The following is a 19,086-nucleotide window of genomic DNA, read 5'->3' as shown; positions in this document are numbered from 1 at the left end:
TCCGGACCAAAACACGCGAGCCCCCTGTCAATCAGGCGCTGTTCCCTGCGTCACATGGCAGATTGATGGTGGCGCTGCGCGACCGGCAGAAGATTGCCGGTCACCGATTTTTGACCGACTTGTCCCCAGGGAACGCAGAGGGTCCTCGACAGCCGCATTACTCAGGTCTCGCGAAGTCCGGCCATATATAGGCACGTTGAACAGTGATGGATCATATCGAGCGTTGCCCGAGCAGGCATCTCGTTACTCCGCTGTGATCGTTTGCGTGGATTGACGAACGATCTGGACCAAGCCCAAGATCTGTCCGTCCGCACAACGGACCGCAGGTCACGGGGGTGAGCCACGGGGGATGGTCGTGAACGATGCCCCCGCTGGATCAGCGTGGGCACTCCTGGGCAGAAGTGATTTGGATCGCTCTGGTCAGGCGGTTGAAAAGGCCGTTGTGGCATGCGACACGAGGGAGGGCGCATTGAAGATCATCTGCGAGAACGTCGCGGCGGTCTGCTGCTGCCCGTGTCCCGGTCGGCCGCCTCGGTCGGCAGAGGCACGTACCGACGGTCCCGACGATTTACAGAGAGTCTTTTAGCAGGGTGGATCTTGACGCATGCCCGCATATGTTCGTCACCCCGGCCGGGCACCCAGCCCGGCACCCGCTAGTAAGACGATCGATAGGCGGAGTGTGCGACATAACCGGGTGACGTAGACCCGCATAAACAGCGCCGACGCCCAAGGAGGCTTCAAGTCCCGGGCGCCGGGCACTAAATGGCATTCCGGCCTCTGCAAGGGCGGGAGATTTTAACCGCCTTCACCGCGCCGGACCTTTCCTACGGGCATACCGGCGCGGGCTTCACCAGGAGGAGCGTCTTACATGCCCACCGCCCTACGCAGAGGGTCGGCGCCTCCGGCCGGCGTGGCAGCCGTCCGCCGCTCACCAGACCGCACTCCGCCGGCGTACCGCGCGCGCTCGACTGTGCCACACGATCAATCGGTGACTCTCTGCAACCAGTACAGAGTTTAAGAACCAAGTCTGGATCTTGACGCGGGTCCGTGCGTATGTTCGTCGTCCCCGGGCAGCCCGCCCGCGGCGACGAACGTAAGGAGAGCACGGACCCGGACCGCGAAGGTCCACAAACAGCGACGGCGCCCGAGAGCGGTAACTCACGGACGCCGAACGCTAAGCGGCATGCCCGCCCCGGCAAGGGCGGCGACTGCCCACCATCACCACGCTGAGTCCTTCCGACGGGCGCTTCAGCGTGGCAACACTGCAAAGGGGAGTATCGCATGTCTCCTGCCCTGCGCAAAGGGCCCTTCCGCCTGGCCTGCGCGGCAGCCACCTCCGCCTCGGCGCCTCAGCGCTCCGTGCCGGACCGCACCATCTTGGCCCCGGCGAGCCGCCGGATGCGCCCCCTCGTCGGGAGCGGCCGATGAGCAGCGAAGCCCGTGAGTGGGTGTGGGAGCACAGCTCCAGCCGGGGGGCCGCGCGCCTGGTCCTGCTGTCGATCGCCGACCGGGTGGCCGACGAGCAGTGCATCTCCTGGGCCTCGCTGTCCAGCCTGGCCAAGCGCACCCGTGCCTCGGTCTCCACGGTGCGCGAAGCCGTCGAGCGCCTGCTCCTGGCCGGCGAGCTGGAAGTGCTCGACGACCTCGTCGGCCCGCAGCGCAGCACGGTCTACCGCATGCCTCTCGCCGCCGAAGCGGTCGCCCAGGCCCGGCGCGAGCAGCAGGAGGCGGACGGTGACACGGCGGCAGACGAGCCCGCCGGTCCCGCGAAGTTCCGGCTATCGGCTCTGCGGCGGTACGGAATCGGCCCGCGTGAGGTGCCGGAATCCCCTGCGAGGGTCCGGAAACCGGCAGTACCGGAAACCGGCAGGTCGAGGCGGAAACCGGCACCCCGACGTGCCGGAAACCGGCACAGGGATGTACCGGCTACCGGCACACAGAACCGTAGTGAACCTGATTTGAACCGGAGGTACAGCAGTGGTGGTGCTGCCGTCCTCTCGGCTGCCGAGTGGCAGGTCGACCCCGCCGCCCACACCTGGGCCCGCCAGCAGGGGCACCTCGACCGACTCGGCGAGCAGGGCCTGCAGGCCGCCGACGCGAAGTGGCGTGCCCACCGGGCGGCCCACGCCCCGAAACCGGCGGAAGCCTGGGCTGCCGACTGGCGCTCCTGGGTCGCCCGGGAACACGCCCCCAGCCGCCCGAACCTCTACGCCGTGCCCGGCAGGAACACCGCCGCACCGGGGGGCATGACACGGACGGAGGCCCACACCGCCGCCCTCCTCGCCGCCCTCGACGAGCCGACCGGATCGGAGGGCTGACCGTGGACCGCCGCGAAATCGCCGCCCTGCTGGCCTACATCGGCCGACTCGACCCCCGCACCATCCGCACCGACCAGGGCGAGGCACGCGACCAGCTCGCCCAGTGGCACGAACTGCTCGCCGACGTGCCGACGGCCACCCCGCACGGCTGGGACGTCCTCGTCGCCGCCCGCCAGCACATCCGCACCTCGCCGTACCAGATCCTGCCCGCGGACCTGGCCCGTCCCTGGGAGAGCTACCGGCGCGACCGCCTGGCCCGGCACTCCGACCCGACGCCGTCCGCCGATCCGGACGACCAGGCCGCCTGGACCGCCGAACTGGCCAAAACCCGCCGCGCCGTCGCCGCCGGGCTCGCCGAGCCCGCACAAGCCCGGGCGATCATCAGCGGTCGCGACGGGATCAACCCACGGCTGGAGGCGATGCTGGACGAGGTCGGCTCCTGCATCCCGCCCGCGGCCCGAGCCGCCCTCGCCCCCTACCGGCCCGCCCGGGCAGCACGCGAGGCAGCCATAGCCCAAGGGCAGCCCGACGCCCTGAGCGTGCGCTGCGAGTGGTGCAAGGCCCAGCCCGGCGAGCCCTGCCGCCGCCGGCGGATCGGCCCCGACGACGGAGTGCGCGCAACCGCCCCGCGCGCCGCCCCGCACCCCGGCCGCCTCGACCTCGCCGCCGCCCAGCAGCCCGCCCTGGCCTGAGCGGCGCACCGACCCCCACGTCCCGCACCGGCTGCGGCGCACGCCCGCGCGCCGCAGCCGGCACCCGATGCCTCACCCGCCGAGCACCGTCCCGGTCGGCCGGTGCGGCAGCACATCGGAGACATGCCTTGCGCCACATCACCACCCACGACGCGCCGGCCACCGGCCTGCGGGGCATCGCAGACACCAGCTGGCACACCCGCGGCACCTGCCACGGCATGGACGTCGAAGACGCCGACGCCGTCTTCTTCCCCGGGCCCCGGGACCACGAAGAGATCGCAGAGGCGAAGGAGCTGTGCGGCTGGTGCCCGGTGCGCCGCGAATGCCTCGACTTCGCTCTGGAGAACGTCCTCAAGGAAGGCGTCTGGGGCGGCCTCACCGAAGCCGAGCGGCGCCCCCTGCATGACAACCTGCACCAGCGCCTCGACTACCGGCGCGTGACCGCCTTCTTCCAGGGACGCGACGTCCACCTCACCGAAACCGAGCGGCAGGTCGTCATCGACCACGCCTACGTCCGCGGCTGGCGGCCCGACCGGCTCGCCGCCGCCCTGCAGATCAGCCACAAGCACGCCCGTGACCTGCTCCGGCAGGCCGCCAACAAGGTCCTCGACCGTGACCGCAACTACGGCATGCCCCGCCAGAAGAAGAAGCGGAAGAAGATCTCCAAGGCCAAGGGAACCCCCGCGCCCTCAGCTCCCGGCACGCAGCAGCCGGCAGGCCGCCAGGCAGCGTCGGCCCCGGCGCACGCCCCTCTCGGAAAGGCAGCATGACCCGCCCCGTCCTCGCCTTCGGTGCCACTTCGGACCTCCCTCTCCTCCTGGCCGCCGTCGTGCCCGCCGCCCTCACGCTCGTGCTGATCGCCTGGGCCATCCGGCGCCGGGGAACCCGAACGCAGAAACGTCTCGGCGGTCCGGCGGTCAAAGTCGCCTCGGTCGCCGCGCTGGGCTGCACCGCCTACAGCGCCGACACCTCCTGGCGTTTCGCCGCCGACTACCTCGACATGGCCGGCACCGCCGAGCGGGCCGGGATGTTCGCCGCCGCCGAACTCGCCCTGTTCGCCACCGCGCTGATGGCCCGGCAGAACCTCGCCGCCCAGGGCGCTCCCGGGCTGCCGGGCACGCTGGTCTGGGTGATCACCACGGTGCAGATAATCCCCGCCTACGCCGAGAGCGGCCCCATCGGCGGCACGGTCCGCGCCTTCGTCGGACCGGTCATGGCGGCGATGCTGTGGCACCTCGCGATGGGCATCGAACTGCGGCTGCGCACCCCCGGCGCCACCTCGAACGGCCTGATCGCCGTCCTGGGCCGGGAGGCACGCGAGCGGCTGCTGTCCCGCCTGGGCATCGCCGCGCGCGACCGCGACGCAGCGCAGATCACCCGAGACCGTGCCACCGCCCGCGCGGTCGCCCTCGCGGCTCGTCTCGCCGACCGTACGCCCAAGCAGCAGCAAAACCGCCGCGGCCGACGGCTGACCCGGCGCCTCTCCAAGGCGGTCGGCAGGGCCTCGGTCGGCACCGACCTCCTCCAGCGTGCGCAACTGCTCGACCAGCTCGCCGCCCGTCGGCACGCTATCGCGCTGGCCACGGTCCCGCTCCCCTCTCCGTGGTCCCCGTCGCACCAGCCCACAGCGGCAGCAACGGTCCCCTCACCATCGATGTCGAATGCGCCGGTCCCGGTCCATGGTCTCGACGAGTCAAACTCGGGCCGGGGACCGGGCGGCCTGCGGGGACCGGTCCCCGACATCGCGGACTCGGAGGCATCGGCAGACGCGGCGACCGAAGATGTCGGGACGGGGACCGTCGCGGGGACCGTCGCGGGGACCGAGGCACCAGTAAACGGCTCGGTCCCGGGGACCGGTCCCGCAACTCCGGAGGCCGCGGAGGGGGACGCCGCAGGCGCGGGGACCGGCTGCGGCTTGCGAGAAGCTCCTGTTCAAGGCGCCGATTCGCGTCGGGGACCGAGCGCCGCCGATTCGGGGACCGAGACCACCGGGGACCGGGGACCAACCGACACCGAATCGGGGACCCAGACCACCGGGGACCGGGGACACAAGGTCCCCCTCCGCCGGAAGACGACGCCGAAGGCCCGGACGAAGAACAAGGGGAAACGCGGCCAGCCCCCAACTCCGCAGGCACAGCGGCCGCCCCGTGAACCGGAGCAGTCGGTGGACCAGCTCGTTCAGCAGGTCCGTCCTCACGTCCCCGCCCTGCTCGAACGGGACGGCAACGAGGCGGTCACCCGTGTGCAGCTGCGGGAAATCCTCCGCCGCGAGGGCTTGAAGGGCGGCCGGAACGACCGGCTGAGCCTCGTCCTCCAGCAACTGCGGACCGACGACACCACGACGACCAGGAGCACCGCCCGATGAAGACCTGTCACCAGTTCGACACCGTCCGCGCGGAGTACAAGCGGGAGATCGGCTTCATGGTCGCCCACTCCCAGCGGCACGCGGGCAGGCCGGCAGCGAAGTCCAGCGCGAAGCAGGCTGCCTCGACGAAGCAGCGTATGGCCCGCGCGCTCAACAGCCACGTCAGCCGCTGCCCCGAGTGCGGCTGACCCGGCAAAACACCAGCTCAAGGCCATCATCGCAACCGGTGGCCCGGCTCCGTGCCGGGCCACCGCCCCGCTCCAGGAGACACGCCGTGATACCTCACCCCCCTCGCCCGACCGAGCCCACATACGCCGAGGCCAGCGCCTCGGCCGACGTCCTGGTCCGCCGACGACTCCTGCACGCCGCCGTACTCACACCGACCGGCCAGTGGCTCGTCCAGACCCACCCCGACGGACCCGTCCGCCTCCTTCAAGGGCCGGCCGACGTCCTGGCCCTGGCCGCGACCATCCAGCAGCACACCCGCTCCACGAGGCCCGAAACCCGATGACGAACGCACCCAAGAGCAGCACCACCCCGGAACCTTGTCCCGACTCCAACTCGGTCTCGGGGCGGTCGGGTAGCCGGGGCACATCGCTGTGCCCCGGCCCCCTCAGAACCGGACGTGCGACTTTCACCGCATCCGGCTCAAGCAAGCCACTTGGGCTTCGTGGGACACGAACTTACGGTCCGATCTCCGTCGTTTGCATGATGCTGACGGTGACAATCGGCATGCACAAGGCGGAGGTTGGCTCGTGCGTCTGTACCGCCGTCTCTCCGGTAAACGAGGTGGTGCTTGTTGAGCAGCTTCCTCGACGCCGAGAACCAGGCAATCCACTCACGCACATTGTCCGGCTCATATTCGGCTCCTTCGATCAGCGCCTCACGACACAAAGGACACACGCCCCTCTGTCGCGCCGCCAGGAGAAGACTCGTCTTTCCCATCGGCGGTGGCGCTTTGATGCGGCGACGCGCCCGCCAATAGCCCTTCAGGGCCGGATCGTCCGGAGACGCCGCCCCCTTCACCGGGACATGGCGGGTATATGCAGTCCAGGCGAACTTCTGGAGGTAGGCCCCACTGGCGTGGTCGCCGAACACCCAGTTGTCCCGTCTGGACTTGTTGAATCGACCGAAATAGTGGCGCTTGATCCACAACCCCGAACGGTTCTGGTGGCTGTGTTTCGCCCACTTGTAGAGCAGCGTGAACATGTAGAAGTCCATCGAGCAGAACACTCGGTGCGACGCCACACCCCGGTAGTACGCACTCCAACCCTTCACCACCGGGTTGAAGGCACGGATCACGGCCTTGGCGGGGCCGCCCCGCAGGGCGCGCATGTCCGTCCGTAGCCGTTTCCGGAGTTTGTTGCACGCTGCCTTGCTCGGCCGGATGACCAGCTTGTCCCCGTGCCGCTGCACGGTGAACCCCAGAAAGTCAAACCCCTCATCGAGGTGGACCACTTGAGTCTTGGCCTCGTTGAAACGCAGACCTCTGGGCGCAAGCCAGGCCGCCAAATCCTCCTTGACCCGATATGCCTCCTCCTCGCTGTGGCACAACGCCACCAGATCGTCGGCATAACGGACCAACACGGGTACCCCTGGAGCGGTATGGTCCTCCCGCCCTTTGTGCTTCTCATAGCGGAATCCCGCGGCCTTCTCCATCCCATGCAAAGCAATGTTCAGCAGCAAAGGGCTGACGACGCCGCCCTGGGGAGTTCCCTCCTCGGTCGGCGCCCAACGGCCGTTCTCCATCACGCCGGCCCGCAGCCAGGCACGGACCAGGTCCCTGGCGGGGAACTGCCCGATCATGGCCATCAGGTGGTCGTGACTGATGCGGTCGAAGGCCCCTTCCAGATCCGCATCCAGCGCCCAACGGCGCTTCGCCCTCGGTCCTCGCGTGGAGGCCCGGATGGCGGAGATCGCGTCCTGGCAGCCTCGTCCGGGGCGAAAGCCATACGCTCTCGCCTCGAACTGGGCCTCCCACTCGGGCTCCAGAGCGTTCTTCACGCGGGCCTGGAGCACCCGGTCACGGATGACCGGGATGCCGAGCGGGCGCTGCTTACCGTTCGCCTTGGGGATGTACACGCGCTTGACCGGCTGAACCTTCCACGGAGTGGCCGACCGGTGGCTGTGCGCTGCCAGTTTGGCCCGCGCCGCCGGAGTGAGGGCGCGTTCTCCGTCGATGCCAGCGGTCTTGCGACCACTGCTCTGCTGCGCCACCCGGCGCACGCTCACCAGCGTATTGCTGCGGCTTCGCAACATGAGCTTTTGCAAGTTCCGGACCTTTTTCAGGTCCCCTTCCCGCGATGCCTTGAAGATCCGCTGCCTCAGCCGCCGTACGTTCCTCTCACACGTGGTCCAGTCGATGCTGTGCCACGCCTGTGTGAATGGCCCGTCCTCAGGTCCGTTCACCTCGGACGCGCGGGCAGTCGCATCTGCCACTGTGGTGCTCATGCGCGCCTCCGGCATCTAACTTGTCCCTTGGTTCCAGCGTCTTTGCGTTGGGGCTTCAAAGGCTCACCTGGTCCACGTGGGCGCCCTTTCGGGCCGGGCCACCAGGGCTCGTATCCGGCGGGTTATGGCGGACAGCACGTGGAGAGTCGCTGTCCGGTTTCCCCTGACCTTTCGGCCAACCGGCATTCGCTTCTTGGACCATCCTGTTCCTGCCGGGGAGTTGGGCCTTCCTTACGGTTGGCTTACCGGTCGAACCGGACTCCGACAGGGTTTCCGTGTTCCGCATTCCGAAGATGCGGCTGGGGTGGGCGCTCCCTATACCCCGTGGCCAGCGGTGTCCTACCTCCGATGTTGCTTGCACCGGAGGCCGCCTGTGCCTTGCAGCACCGGGCCATCCCCCGCGAAAACAGACCATCTCGGGGGTCCCATATCGAGGCATCAACCAGGAGTTCACGCACGTTCGCCCGTCCAGCCTTCCCCTTGCCTGTGGCCCTCGATGGCCGAGGTGCCCTTGGGCGTGAACGCTCAGCTTCACACCCCGCCGTCACCGGCGACGCATGTGAGCGCGGGGACAAATCGCGACACTGATTAGGAGGAAATCCCTTGTCTGAACCTCTCCACGAGAATCACCTCACTTCCGAAAATGCGGCCTCACGTCGCACAGCAAGATGGAGGTTCGGACACTCCCCCGAGGGGGCAGCGTCCGAACCCGTCCCCGCCCCTGGGGTGGCGCGGCCCGACTGGCACCAGGGGGCGCCAGTCGGGAAGGCTGCGACCGAGGGCGGATCGCAGCCAAAAGCCGCCCACAAGGGGCGGCCGAAGGGGCGAGCGCGTCCGCGCGACAAGAAGCAACGTCGCGCGCACAGCGTCCGCCTCAACCCGTCCGAACTCGCTCTGATCCAGGCCGGAGCAGACACCACCGGTATGAGCGTGGCGGGGTTCCTCGCCTACGCCGGGCTAGCCATGGCCCGCGACCAGTCCCGTACCGCCGCCGCCATCGCCACCGAACGCGACGTGCTCACCGAACTGTTCACGATGAGGCGTCAGCTCGGCTGGGCTGGCAGCAACCTCAATCAAGCTGCCAAGATCCTCAACTCCGGCGGTGACGTTCCCCATCTGACCCAGGTGATGGCCGACGTCCACCGAGCGGCCGAGGCGGTGCGGAAAGCTGCAGACAACGTGGCCAACCGACAGGCAAACGAGGCGAGTTGATTCCACAGATTCACAAGCAGGGCAGCCACACCCTGGGCCTGCTGTACTACCTCTACGGCAAGGGAACCCATGAGGAACACGTCGATCCGCATCTCGTCGCCTCCTTCGACGGCATGTCACCTGACCCCGGACGCGACAAGGCAGCCACCAAGAAGGATCTCGGGCAGCTGCTCGACCAGCCGCTCCATCTCCTCACCTCGGACCAGCGCCCCGACAAGCACGTGTGGCACTGCTCGGTGCGCGCCGCGCCCGACGATCCGATCCTGACCGACGATCAGTGGGCGGACATCGCGCGTCGCATCGTCGCCGCCACAGGGATCGACCCGGGCGACGGGGCGGGCTGCCGCTGGGCCGCCGTGCGGCACGCCGATGACCACATCCACATCGTTGCCACCCTCGTGCGCGAAGACGGCCGACGCCCCGACCATCACCGATCCGGTAAGCGAGCGCAGGCCGAAGCCCGGCTCATCGAGAAGGAACTTGGACTCCACCAAGTCGCACCCGGTGACGGCACCGCCGCGCAGCGGCCCACCAGCGCCGAACGGCACAAGGCCGCACGACAGGGTCGCGAGCGCACCGCCCGCGAGGAACTGCGCGAAACCGTACGGCGGGCGGTGGCTGGCGCGAGGAGCGACGAGGAGTTCTTCGACCGGCTCGCCGCCTCCGGCCTCCTCATCCGCAAGCGCGCCGCCCCCTCCGGCGACCTGCTCGGATACAAGGTCGCCCTGCCCGACGACCTGAACAAGGACGGCGAGCCCATCTTCTACCCAGGCGCCCGCCTGGCCCCCGACCTTTCCCTGCCCCGCATCCGCGAGCGCTGGTCCGGAGACGCCCCCGCTTCGCGGCAGGAGGATGCAATCCCTACGGGGCCGGGCAGTCCGGCCGCAGCACGCCGCGGGACAGCCTCGGCGGTGTGGCAGGCCCTGCTCGTCGTCGAGCACAGCAACGACGCGGTCGTCGCCGCCCATATCGCCGCGGTCGGCGAGGTCCTGGATGCCCTTGCCAAGACGTCCGCTGCCCACACCCGCCGCGAACTCCGCGACGCTGCAACGGCTTTCGAGCGGGCCTCACGCTCTCACGTCCGCGCCGTGCGCGGGCACGATCAGGCTCTGCGTCAGGCCGCCCGCGACCTCATCCACGGCGGCCCGGCCCTCGGCCGCGGTGAGGACGGCGCCACCACGGCCATGGCGATCGACATGCTGTTCTTCCTCATCACCGCCGCCGCGCACTGGCACGCCCGGAAAGGACACGCCCAGCAGGCCGAGGCCGCCGCCCGGACTGCCGAGCACCTGCGCACCGCCTACCAGGCCGCCGCCGCACAGCCCCTGGGCATCCTCTACCAGCGCGGACGACGCCTGAGTCGGCCGCTGCTCCAGCGGCAGACCGTACTGCTGCGCGAGGCGCTGCCGGAGCTGGCCGAGCAGATCCTCGCCGAACCCGGCTGGTATGCCCTGGCCGCGACCATCGCGGAAGCCGAAGCCGCCGGCCACGACCCGGCCGCCCTCCTGTCCGACGTCGCTGCACGGCGCGAACTCGGCACCGCGGACTCCGTCAGCGACGTGCTCGTGTGGCGGATGCGACGGACCGCCGACCTACCCGCCGACGCCTCCCACCTGCCCGACACCAGCGCCGCACCAAGCCGGTCCGCAGCACGTGGGACGACCACCAAACCCTCCGCGCCCGGAAGACGGCGCAGCAGCGACGAGACGTCGCGTAAACCCCTGTGAGCCCGGCGAGTGCCGCCGCGCGGCCTCAGCGCATCACCGTGAGAAGGGATCACCACCGCTCCCCCGCCCCCCGCCCCCACGCTCCACAGCATGATCGTGCGCCACATCGGACCTCGGCGGCGAACCAAGTCCGATGTGGAGTCTGTAGGCATCGGTTGCCCGCAGGACAGACGGGCATGGCGCAGGTTGGGTGCGTCGAGCCCGTAGGCGTCCCACGAGTTGAGCGCCTGGAGAGAAACGAGGGGGGCGGCCACATCGTGGCACCGCCGTCTCGCCACGGAGCCAACTGCCGTCGCCAACTCGTCATCCGGTCAGCCGAGACGCCTGAATATCCCGGCTGACCTGGGCGAAGACGACTGTGGACTTTGTGAATTGAAACCGCTGGGGGCATGGGGCACGATCATGAAACGCGCAGGACGAGGTACCGAGGTCGAGGAGGACGCGAGGGTGTTTCACCGGATACGCCGCCGGACCAAGGAGCTGAGCGAAGCTCAGAGGGAGTTCGCCGAGCTTCACGCACGGCTGCAGGGCCAAGTCCCGCCCGGCTTCGGAGTGCCGGCGCCTCAGCCGGAGCCCGCCGAGCCGGCCGCCGTCGTGGACGACTTCCTCCCGCCGGAACTGCGCGTGCCGAGCCACGACCAGGTCGAGGGCAAGATGATGCCGTGGAAGCAGCCCCTCGTCCTCGACGGCGAGATGGCCGTCTGCGCCGAGTGCGGCGCGTACCGGGACTGGCTCATCCTCTCCACCCGCGGCCAGATCTGGCTGCGCTGCCGGGCAGGCCACCAGCAGCAGGAGACCCGCATCGACACCGCCTGGTACAACCGGCACTCCGGCCCGGCGGACGCGACGCACGCCACGTTCGAGGACTGCCTGCGCCACCTCGGGCACTGACCACCACTCCTACGACCCCACCGGGCCCGCGGGCCCGCACTGACCACCCGCCGCCTAGCACCAAGGGGTCAGTTCGTCATGCGCGTTCGCGTCGCCACCACCGCCCTCGGCATCACCGCCGCCCTCCTCGCCCTGCCCGCCTGCTCCACCGACACCACCGGGGACCAGCACAAGACCCCCTCCGTCGCCCGGACAGGAAAGCCGTCCAACGGCGTCCGGGAGACGGCCGCCCTCTCCTCGGCCGCGCTCAAGTCCCGCCTGCTCGACCAGAGCGACCTCGGCAGCGGCTACCTGCCCAAGCCGCAGCGTCCGACCCAGCACGACGATGTCACCGTCATCGGCTGCCCGACCCTGAGCGAACTGGGCGGCAACGCGGCGACCGTCGGCACACTCGCCTTCCCGCACGAGGCGAAGGCGGACTTCACCTACGGCGGCAGTTCCTCCGAGATTTCCGAGGAGCTGTACAGCGACAGCGCGAAGAGGCTGTCCGACGGCGTCGACCGGATCTTCGACGCCATGACCGGATGCCCGACCTATCAGGTCGTCGCGGGCGGCACGCCGGTCGACGTGGCCTCGCAAAAACTGTCCGCGCCCCGCGCGCTCGGTGACGAGCAGTGGAGCCAGCTTCTGACGTTCACCGCGGGAGGACAGAGCACGGTGGTCAAACAGACCGCGATCCGCGACGGCAGCCTGCTGGTGGTCGTCTCCGGCTCCCCGGCCCTCGTCGACCGCCACCTCGACAAGGCACTCAGCAAGGCCGCGTCAGCCAGCTGACCTGCCCGCCTGCCCCCGCGCTGCTGCCTCCGACCGCTGCCATGAGGATGCTGTTGGCGAAGTCGGAGCCTGCGTGATCCTCTACCTGCAGCCGGGCGCCGCGGAGGTGCTGCGTCCGGCAGGCCCGGACGCGGCACCTCTCTGGTGTTCAGGTCAGCACGAGGAGGCGGACAGGTGGACCAGATAGAGCAACTCTCGGACCAGCCCGCCGGCCAACGTGGCGGAAGCGGCATAGAACGCCGCCTGCCCGAGGCCCTGGACAAGACAGCGGCGTGCGCGTCGCCGCTTAGGCACGGGGCGGTGCGTACGGTGGGACATGACGGTCTCCGTTCAGGGGATGAGTTGGCTGCCCCCGCACCGCGTGTTCCTGGCAGGGATACGGTGCGGGGTGCAGTTTTTGCTGGCCCCAAGCCTTACGGGGGACGTGCGCTGAATGCAGCTTCCGGGGCTCGAATCTCGATGTAAGTTCGGCGCCATGAACGGGAATCGGATCACCACGTGGTCGAGGGAACCTCGGCCGATCTGGTCGCCGACGCGCACGCCTTGGGCGTGATGAAAGCCAGTCCCAGGATGGTGACCTCCTGGGTCGAGGACGGGATGCTCGCGAACCCCGAACCGCGCAAGACCAGCGCGCACGGCAGCGACCCGCGAGTCTTCCCGCCGGAGCAACGCGAGCTGTTCACCAGACTCCTGGAGGCTCGTGAGCGCTCCCCACTGGGGCGCATCCCGCAACGCTCCCTGATCCGAATCGTGCTGTACCTGTGGCTGATCGACGACACGATCGTTCTCACCCCCCAGGCACGCCGAGCCTGGCGCACCCACGCCCGCGCCACCGGCCAGACAACCGCCGTCCGGCGCAGCGAAAACGTCCGTGCCATCGTCGAGCAACTCGCCCACCCCTCAGCCACCCTCAAGCAGCGGCGCGCCGCCCAGCTCGTCCTGGAGGAAGGTGAGCGGACCGGGCGGATCGACATCAACAGGCTGACCGCGGTCCTCACCGAGCTGTACTCGCCCTGGCCCGTCCAGCCCGGCATGTCAAGGATCGAACGAGCCCTTCCCGGCCCCTTCGGGCCCGTCCCTGTCCAGCACCACATCGCCATGTGGAAGGCCCGCCAGCAGACGATCAGCTTCCTCCGGCGGGAGGAGATCGACGAAACCGAGCTCGACCGGGTGCGCGCCGTCTACCGGCCGATGTGGGCCGACTACCAGGCACGTCGACCCGCTATGGCGACCATTGGCGCCGGCGAGTTCGCGTCCTACTTCGCTGAGCCCGACACCATGGAGGGGCGCGCCATCGAGGCGGTCGATGCGTTCGTGTCGACGCTCGCCGGCGAACTTGGGCACATCGAAGCCGCGTCCCACGCCGCCGAGACGGCACGCCTCAAACTGGCTCGCTGACGGTCCCCGAAGCCAGTCGGCCCATCCCCGCTGAGGAATCATTCCGGGCGTCGAAGATCCAACGGCCACTCCACCCGAGAAGCAGGAAAGCCCGGCACCCCCAAGTGGAGGGTGCCGGACTGCAATCGTCGCGAGATACGAGCGGGAGGCTAGATGGCCGGCGCTCGCAGGAGCCTGTCGCGGGTGGCCTCGGGCAGCACTCGGCGCAAGACCGGTGCGGTCGAGCTGAGGGAGGCGGCGAAGGCGGCCACGAGATCGTGCGGGACGCTGGCCGCGAAGGAGGCCGCCCACAGACACGGTGCGCCGAGCACGGGCTCGGCCCACGCCTGCCATCCGACCGGCCCTGTCTCGTCGGCCTCGGCGGCCAAGACCTGCGGGTCGGCGTCCTGAATGAGGGGCGGGACCTCGCCGAGGCTGATGTGCGAGGTGAACGTCGGATCCGTCGCTGCCGCCTGGGGCTGGTCGATGTCGCGGAACCACCCGTGGGCGGCGACGGCGTCAAGAACCAACTCGGATCCAGCGAGCGGCACGGCAGGCTGGCCGTGGGCATCGAGCGCCACGAGGAAGTCGACCACCGCCTCGCCGGGGACGTCGCGGGTGAAGTACGCCGACCACTGGGCGAGCGGGCTGCTCGCCTCGGCTCGGGCGGAGACCTGCCAGGCGATCGGCAGCTCACCCAGCTGGAACGGCTCGTCCCCCAGGCCCCACTGGGCCCAGCGCAGGGCGTCAGGGCTGATGTGCAGGACGGTGCTGCGCAGGACCTGGCGGTCCTCCGGTGCCTCGTCCGGCTCGTGCCGTCCGCGGACGATCGTCAGGCTCGTCCAGCCCAGGCCGGCGAGCATGTCGGCGACGACGTCGTAGAGGCGCCCATCGTCACCGGCCAGATGCCGGGGGCCCACCCAGAACGCGGGCTGACCGCCGCGCGGGGTGGACGAGTCGGGCGGGAAGTCGGGGTACAGGGGCGCCTCCAAGGGCTCGGTGCGTATCTAGTTGCCGCCGGCGCGGCGGCGGGGGCGGCGCGGGGGTGCCTGGACTGGACCCTGCCACGTCAGCTCGATGGCTACCTCCGGTGGCAGATGGCTGAGCTGGGCGTCCTCGTCCCGCCCTTCGGCGAGGTAGACAATGGTCCGGCCGGTCTCGTCGACCGACTGCAGGACCTGCGCCAAGCGGTGGGCCATCGGGAAGAACGGGTTCATGGCCTGGCGGACCGGAGCATTCGGGTCGCAGCCGGACAGCAGGTCGATGAGATCGCCGACGGTCATCTCCGGGGACGTCACGAACAGCCTCCTGGGGTGCGGGGAAACGGGGCGGTGGAGCGGGCCGCCGTTCGGACGGCCAGCTCGCTCACAGGGCGGGCGCTATCTGACGGTGTCCGCGCTGTCAGAGGCGGCGCGAGGTCTCCAGCACGCGCGCTACGGCGGCGGCGACGATGTCGGCCGGCGTCTCGGTATCGAATGACACGTGGTAGCCGCGGACCTTGGCGGTTCCGCTGACGGCGATCTTCCATCCCTCGCCGTCCGTGCCGGGGCGGCCGAGCGGGAACCAGCCGAGGTAGAACCTGCCGTCCTTGCTGCTGACGTGCACGTCCGCGCGGTCATCGACGACCAGGTGGAAGTCCTCCGCGGAGAACTGGTCCATGACCAGGGTCGGCTGACCGGGACCGAGCTGCCACTCACGCAGCCGCAACGCCTCGACGGTGGTGGAGAAACCGGGGTCCACAGGGGCTACGGTCACAGGCAATCACCTCTCTGACCTGGGGCTTCTTGCAAGGTCGTCTACGGTGACATGCCCTCGCACTCATTGGCCAGTCTTTCCGCGATCTTTCCTGTCTGCCCCCGGCGAACTGCTCTCCTGACTCGCTGTAGGATCTCGATTTTCGTTTCGGAATCTCACGGTCGATGCCGGATCAATTTCGGATCCGACACAGAATTGAGACTCACAGGTCGCGACTATCACTCGTATTTCGGGTTTTAGGCACGCAACTCGACGCACGGCAGTAAGATGCGCGTTTATGGACGCAGGATTGGCCGCCATTGGTGGCGCACTCGCAGGTGCAGCAGCAACGTTTGGAGCTTCATTTCTGTCCACGTGGTCGGCGCGTGCCACGGTGCGCGCCACGGTGCGCGCTGAACATCAGAGAGAACTGCGGACTCCACGGCGCGACGCGTACAAAAGACTTGCGGCCTCATGTATGGAACTGGACGAGCGAGCGAGATGGATATGCGAGACATTAGCGCGTTGCGTTAGAGAGGATGCCTATTGGGATGATACAGCTAACGCAGCGACAGTCTTTCCCATGCACAATGCAATAAGGAAGCCTGCATGGACACGCTATTCCTGGGGCCATCTTCTGTGAATGATGTAGCCCTGGAGCTAATGGAGAGGTCGTACCATATCGTCGTACGTGTGGAAAGTCTGTACAGCCTTATAGATCCTGCACAGGTGCCCGAGCGATTTACTGATATTCGATGCGACATCGAGAGTGAAGAGTTCAGTAGCTACAAAGAGAGGGCGAGCGTCCATCACCACCGCATCAGCGAGGGCTATAGAGAACTCTCGGCCGCGTTAAGGGCCTTCATGGAAGAGTCCCAGAGGTCACTAGAAGTGACGGGGGTCTAGTGACGCAATTCAGAGTGTCCTACCCCGCATGTGGAATTCAGGCGAATGCATAGCGCGGCTGCGAACTCGGGGCATCGGGCAGCCATTGCGGACCACCGACTTCGGTCGCGTTGTACACCGTGACCCCACCCCGGACCCCGGGGACCACGCCGACCAGGGCGCGGACCCGGGCACACAAGTCATGCGCGTCGGCTTCGGTCTCACTCCACGCATGGAAGTCGAGTCGGGGCCGGTCGGACACGACGGTCTGTTGTAGGCCACCGATTCGTTCGACACGCACGAACCGCGCGGGACGAGGCGAGGGGATGCGGGAAACCACGGGTACGGGCTCGCCGGCTGCCGCGAGGGCCGAGCAGGGACAGCTGGTCAGCACGGCCACGGCGTCCGGCATGACGATCACGGGACGGTTGCTCACTCGACCACGAGAGCTGAGGGAATGACACGGGCCTTGAGACAACCGACTGGTGACACGGCGTGAGATGCCTGCAGAACGCCCAGGCCAGATAGGCGGCGGATGGCACGAGTCGCGAAACCCTACACCAATTGTAGGTTCTCAAAAACCGCGCCACATTCTCAGAGCGGACTGCACAGCAAAATTGATCTACGGCGTGAACCTGACGCTGGACAATGAGCCGGGCAGTGTGGCAGCGGCGGTGGGGGCCGGACCGTCGCAGGGCTCCGAAAATCAAAGTGATCACTTCCTTGTCTCCCCTACCCTGCCGGACACCGACAGCCCCTCCTGACGAGGACGGCCCGATGACGAGCAGCCCCGCCGTGCGCCCGGAGATCATCGACTTCTACACCCGGTCCGACGAAGCCGCACGGCTGCAGACCACCGCCACAGGCACCCTGGAGTTCGCGCGCACCCGCGAGTTACTGCGCCGCCACCTCCCACCGGCACCGGCCCGCGTGCTCGATGTCGGCGGTGGTCCCGGTACGCACGCCCGGTGGTTGGCCGACGACGGCTACACGGTGCACGTCGTGGACCCCGTCCCCAAGCACGTCACCCAGGCAGCCGCCATCGACGGAGTGACGGCCGAGCTGGGCGACGCCCGCCGCCTCACCGCAGCGGACAGGACGTACGACGTCGTTCTGCTTCTCGGCCCGCTCTACCACCTCCACGACAAGACCGACCGGATCTCCGCGCTGACGGAGGCGGCCCGCGTGGCCCGGCCTGGCGGACTCATCGCCGCGGCGGCGATCTCCCGGTATTCGCCCCTCCTCGACTACATCGCGACCATCGGTATCACCGAGTCCGCGATCCAGGACGGGGTCCGTGACACCCTGGCCCAGGGCCGCTACGCCGGACAGCGCGGCTTCACCGTCGCCTACTTCCAGACCTCCACCGAGCTGCGTGCGGAGGTCACGGAGGTCGGTCTTACCGATCCCCGCCTCTACGGAATCGAAGGACCCGGCTGGGTGGCGGTCAAGGCCATCGAGAAGTACACCAGCGCCAACCTCATGGGCACTGACATGTACGAAGCGGCCCTCGCCGCGGCCCGCATCGCGGAACCGCACGCAGCCCTCACCGACGCCTCCGCCCACATTCTCACCATCACCGGGCCCTGACCGGTCTAGGGTGTCGCCTCATGACGCTGCTGATCGTGGGTGGGTCCGGGTTGGCCACCGCCTCCCGTTTCAGCCCGCGCAGGTGATGGAAGCCGATAGGGGTCCCGCTTCACGGAACGGCGACAGATGGCTGAGGCGAGCTGTAAGTGCCCGCGTCTGAACCGGGCAGGCCCCGGCGACATCTGCGCCGGCGGTCATCCGGCGGCGCGCCAGTCGTCGGGGAGCGGGCGCAACCAGCCGGGGCGCGCGTAGCCTGTGAAAACGCGGAGGCCACAGGAACAGTGATGTGGTCCGGGCCTCCGCCGGTGAGCCCGGCCAGCCGTGAGCAGGCCGGGTCTACCTGCGTCGCGAGCGCCCCGGGCTCGGTCAGGCGATCGTGGGCCGTTCGGTGAGCAGGTCGTCCGCCTGCTCACCGGTGACGAGGAAGACCACACGTCGGGCTACCGCCACAGCGTGATCGCCGAAGCGTTCGTAATAGCGGCCTATGAGCGTGGCATCCACGGCCGTCTCGACTCCGTGGTGCCACCGGTCGTCCATGAGGTGCTGGAAGATCGCACGGTGCAGTTCGTCCATGCGGTCGTCGTCCCGCTCCATCTGAAGCGCCGCGTCGACGTCGCGGGTCATGAGCACCTCGGCGGTCTGGGCCATCAGACGCTGCGCGAGCTGGCCCATCTCCAGGATCGTGCGCCGCAAGTCGCGCGGAATCGCCCGGTCGGGATAGCGCAGCCGCGCCAGCTTGGCCACATGCTGGGCGAGATCTCCCGACCGTTCGAGATCGGCACTCATACGCAGCGAGGTGACCACGATCCGTAGGTCCGTGGCCACCGGCTGTTGTCGTGCCAACAGCGCGATCGCGCGGTCCTCCAAGTCACGCTGCAGATCATCGATCACCGCATCACCTGAGATCACGTTCTCGGCGACCTGTAGATCGGCATCGAGGAGCGCGGTGGTGGGGGGGGGGGGGGGGGGGGCGGCGGGGGGGGGCGGGCGGGGGGGGGCGGGGGTGGGGGGGGGGGCGCCGGCGGTGGTGTGGTGGGGGAACGCCGGGGCCCCGCCGCGGCGCCCGCGCC

The 19,086-nt window shown here is 68.9% G+C and carries 18 protein-coding genes and 1 pseudogene; 13 read left to right on the top strand and 6 right to left on the bottom strand.

Annotated elements, in window-relative coordinates:
• Window positions 1-1,424 precede the first annotated feature (1,424 nt).
• From ACGFZQ_RS50675 to ACGFZQ_RS50650, 6 genes are all read left to right on the top strand, one after another.
• The gene (locus ACGFZQ_RS50675) at window positions 1,425-2,318 is read left to right on the top strand and encodes a helix-turn-helix domain-containing protein (protein WP_393846273.1); all 894 of its coding nucleotides are present in this window, start codon (window positions 1,425-1,427) and stop codon (window positions 2,316-2,318) included.
• 2 nt (window positions 2,319-2,320) lie between these two features.
• A complete protein-coding gene (locus ACGFZQ_RS50670; RefSeq protein WP_393846272.1) occupies window positions 2,321-3,010 on the top strand; it encodes a hypothetical protein in 690 nt (229 codons plus the stop codon).
• Window positions 3,011-3,138: 128 nt separating this feature from the next.
• Window positions 3,139-3,780: a WhiB family transcriptional regulator gene (locus tag ACGFZQ_RS50665; RefSeq protein WP_393846271.1), complete on the top strand. Its 642-nt coding sequence runs from the start codon at window positions 3,139-3,141 to the stop codon at window positions 3,778-3,780.
• On the top strand, window positions 3,777-5,375 hold the full coding sequence (locus tag ACGFZQ_RS50660) for a hypothetical protein (RefSeq protein WP_393846270.1): 1,599 nt from the start codon (window positions 3,777-3,779) through the stop codon (window positions 5,373-5,375). Before ACGFZQ_RS50665 ends, ACGFZQ_RS50660 begins: the two co-directional genes overlap by 4 nt.
• On the top strand, window positions 5,372-5,563 hold the full coding sequence (locus ACGFZQ_RS50655) for a hypothetical protein (protein ID WP_393846269.1): 192 nt from the start codon (window positions 5,372-5,374) through the stop codon (window positions 5,561-5,563). Before ACGFZQ_RS50660 ends, ACGFZQ_RS50655 begins: the two co-directional genes overlap by 4 nt.
• Window positions 5,564-5,649: 86 nt before the next feature.
• A complete protein-coding gene (locus ACGFZQ_RS50650) occupies window positions 5,650-5,886 on the top strand; it encodes a hypothetical protein (protein ID WP_393846268.1) in 237 nt (78 codons plus the stop codon).
• Window positions 5,887-6,023: 137 nt separating this feature from the next.
• On the opposite strand, the gene ltrA is transcribed toward ACGFZQ_RS50650, so the two are convergent.
• Window positions 6,024-7,826: a group II intron reverse transcriptase/maturase gene (gene ltrA, locus ACGFZQ_RS50645; protein ID WP_393846267.1), complete on the bottom strand. Its 1,803-nt coding sequence runs from the start codon at window positions 7,824-7,826 to the stop codon at window positions 6,024-6,026.
• A gap of 726 nt (window positions 7,827-8,552) precedes the next feature.
• On the opposite strand from ltrA, the gene ACGFZQ_RS50640 reads away from it, so the two are divergent.
• The 5 genes from ACGFZQ_RS50640 (at window position 8,553) to ACGFZQ_RS50620 (ending at window position 13,828) form a co-directional block, all read left to right on the top strand.
• Complete coding sequence (locus tag ACGFZQ_RS50640) at window positions 8,553-9,038, top strand: plasmid mobilization protein (protein ID WP_393846266.1); 486 nt, start codon at window positions 8,553-8,555, stop codon at window positions 9,036-9,038.
• Window positions 9,035-10,765 carry a relaxase/mobilization nuclease domain-containing protein gene (locus ACGFZQ_RS50635; protein WP_393846265.1) on the top strand — a complete coding sequence of 577 codons (1,731 nt, stop codon included), beginning with the start codon at window positions 9,035-9,037 and terminating at the stop codon, window positions 10,763-10,765. Before ACGFZQ_RS50640 ends, ACGFZQ_RS50635 begins: the two co-directional genes overlap by 4 nt.
• A gap of 402 nt (window positions 10,766-11,167) precedes the next feature.
• Window positions 11,168-11,656 (top strand): hypothetical protein, encoded by a 489-nt coding sequence (locus ACGFZQ_RS50630; protein ID WP_393846264.1) that lies wholly within the window; start codon window positions 11,168-11,170, stop codon window positions 11,654-11,656.
• Between the two features lie 78 nt (window positions 11,657-11,734).
• Window positions 11,735-12,430 carry a hypothetical protein gene (locus ACGFZQ_RS50625; protein ID WP_393846263.1) on the top strand — a complete coding sequence of 232 codons (696 nt, stop codon included), beginning with the start codon at window positions 11,735-11,737 and terminating at the stop codon, window positions 12,428-12,430.
• Between the two features lie 498 nt (window positions 12,431-12,928).
• Complete coding sequence (locus ACGFZQ_RS50620; protein ID WP_393846262.1) at window positions 12,929-13,828, top strand: hypothetical protein; 900 nt, start codon at window positions 12,929-12,931, stop codon at window positions 13,826-13,828.
• A gap of 149 nt (window positions 13,829-13,977) precedes the next feature.
• On the opposite strand, the gene ACGFZQ_RS50615 is transcribed toward ACGFZQ_RS50620, so the two are convergent.
• The 3 genes from ACGFZQ_RS50615 to ACGFZQ_RS50605 all read right to left on the bottom strand — a co-directional run bounded on the left by ACGFZQ_RS50615 (window position 13,978) and on the right by ACGFZQ_RS50605 (window position 15,562).
• Complete coding sequence (locus tag ACGFZQ_RS50615; RefSeq protein ID WP_393846261.1) at window positions 13,978-14,799, bottom strand: DUF317 domain-containing protein; 822 nt, start codon at window positions 14,797-14,799, stop codon at window positions 13,978-13,980.
• A 15-nt stretch (window positions 14,800-14,814) separates the two neighbouring features.
• Complete coding sequence (locus ACGFZQ_RS50610) at window positions 14,815-15,105, bottom strand: hypothetical protein (RefSeq protein WP_393846260.1); 291 nt, start codon at window positions 15,103-15,105, stop codon at window positions 14,815-14,817.
• Window positions 15,106-15,208: 103 nt separating this feature from the next.
• Entirely contained in the window at window positions 15,209-15,562 is a 354-nt protein-coding gene (locus ACGFZQ_RS50605) for a DUF317 domain-containing protein (protein WP_393846259.1), read from the bottom strand.
• 588 nt (window positions 15,563-16,150) lie between these two features.
• Here ACGFZQ_RS50605 and ACGFZQ_RS50600 point away from each other — a divergent pair.
• On the top strand, window positions 16,151-16,447 hold the full coding sequence (locus ACGFZQ_RS50600; protein WP_393846258.1) for a hypothetical protein: 297 nt from the start codon (window positions 16,151-16,153) through the stop codon (window positions 16,445-16,447).
• Between the two features lie 37 nt (window positions 16,448-16,484).
• Here ACGFZQ_RS50600 and ACGFZQ_RS50595 read toward each other — a convergent pair whose 3' ends face one another.
• Complete coding sequence (locus ACGFZQ_RS50595; RefSeq protein ID WP_393846257.1) at window positions 16,485-16,862, bottom strand: hypothetical protein; 378 nt, start codon at window positions 16,860-16,862, stop codon at window positions 16,485-16,487.
• A gap of 341 nt (window positions 16,863-17,203) precedes the next feature.
• Here ACGFZQ_RS50595 and ACGFZQ_RS50590 point away from each other — a divergent pair, with 341 nt between their 5' ends.
• Window positions 17,204-18,016 (top strand): class I SAM-dependent methyltransferase, encoded by an 813-nt coding sequence (locus ACGFZQ_RS50590; protein WP_393846256.1) that lies wholly within the window; start codon window positions 17,204-17,206, stop codon window positions 18,014-18,016.
• A 366-nt stretch (window positions 18,017-18,382) separates the two neighbouring features.
• Here ACGFZQ_RS50590 and phoU read toward each other — a convergent pair.
• A pseudogene (gene phoU / locus ACGFZQ_RS50585) lies at window positions 18,383-18,967 on the bottom strand (phosphate signaling complex protein PhoU); the annotation flags it as partial.
• Between the last annotated feature and the right edge of the window lie 119 nt (window positions 18,968-19,086).

Source organism: Streptomyces sp. NPDC048254 (assembly GCF_043201895.1).
Taxonomy (GTDB): Bacteria; Actinomycetota; Actinomycetes; order Streptomycetales; family Streptomycetaceae; genus Streptomyces.
The sequence above is the reverse complement of the archived record's forward strand: the minus strand, read 5'-3'. Positions and strand labels throughout refer to the sequence as shown.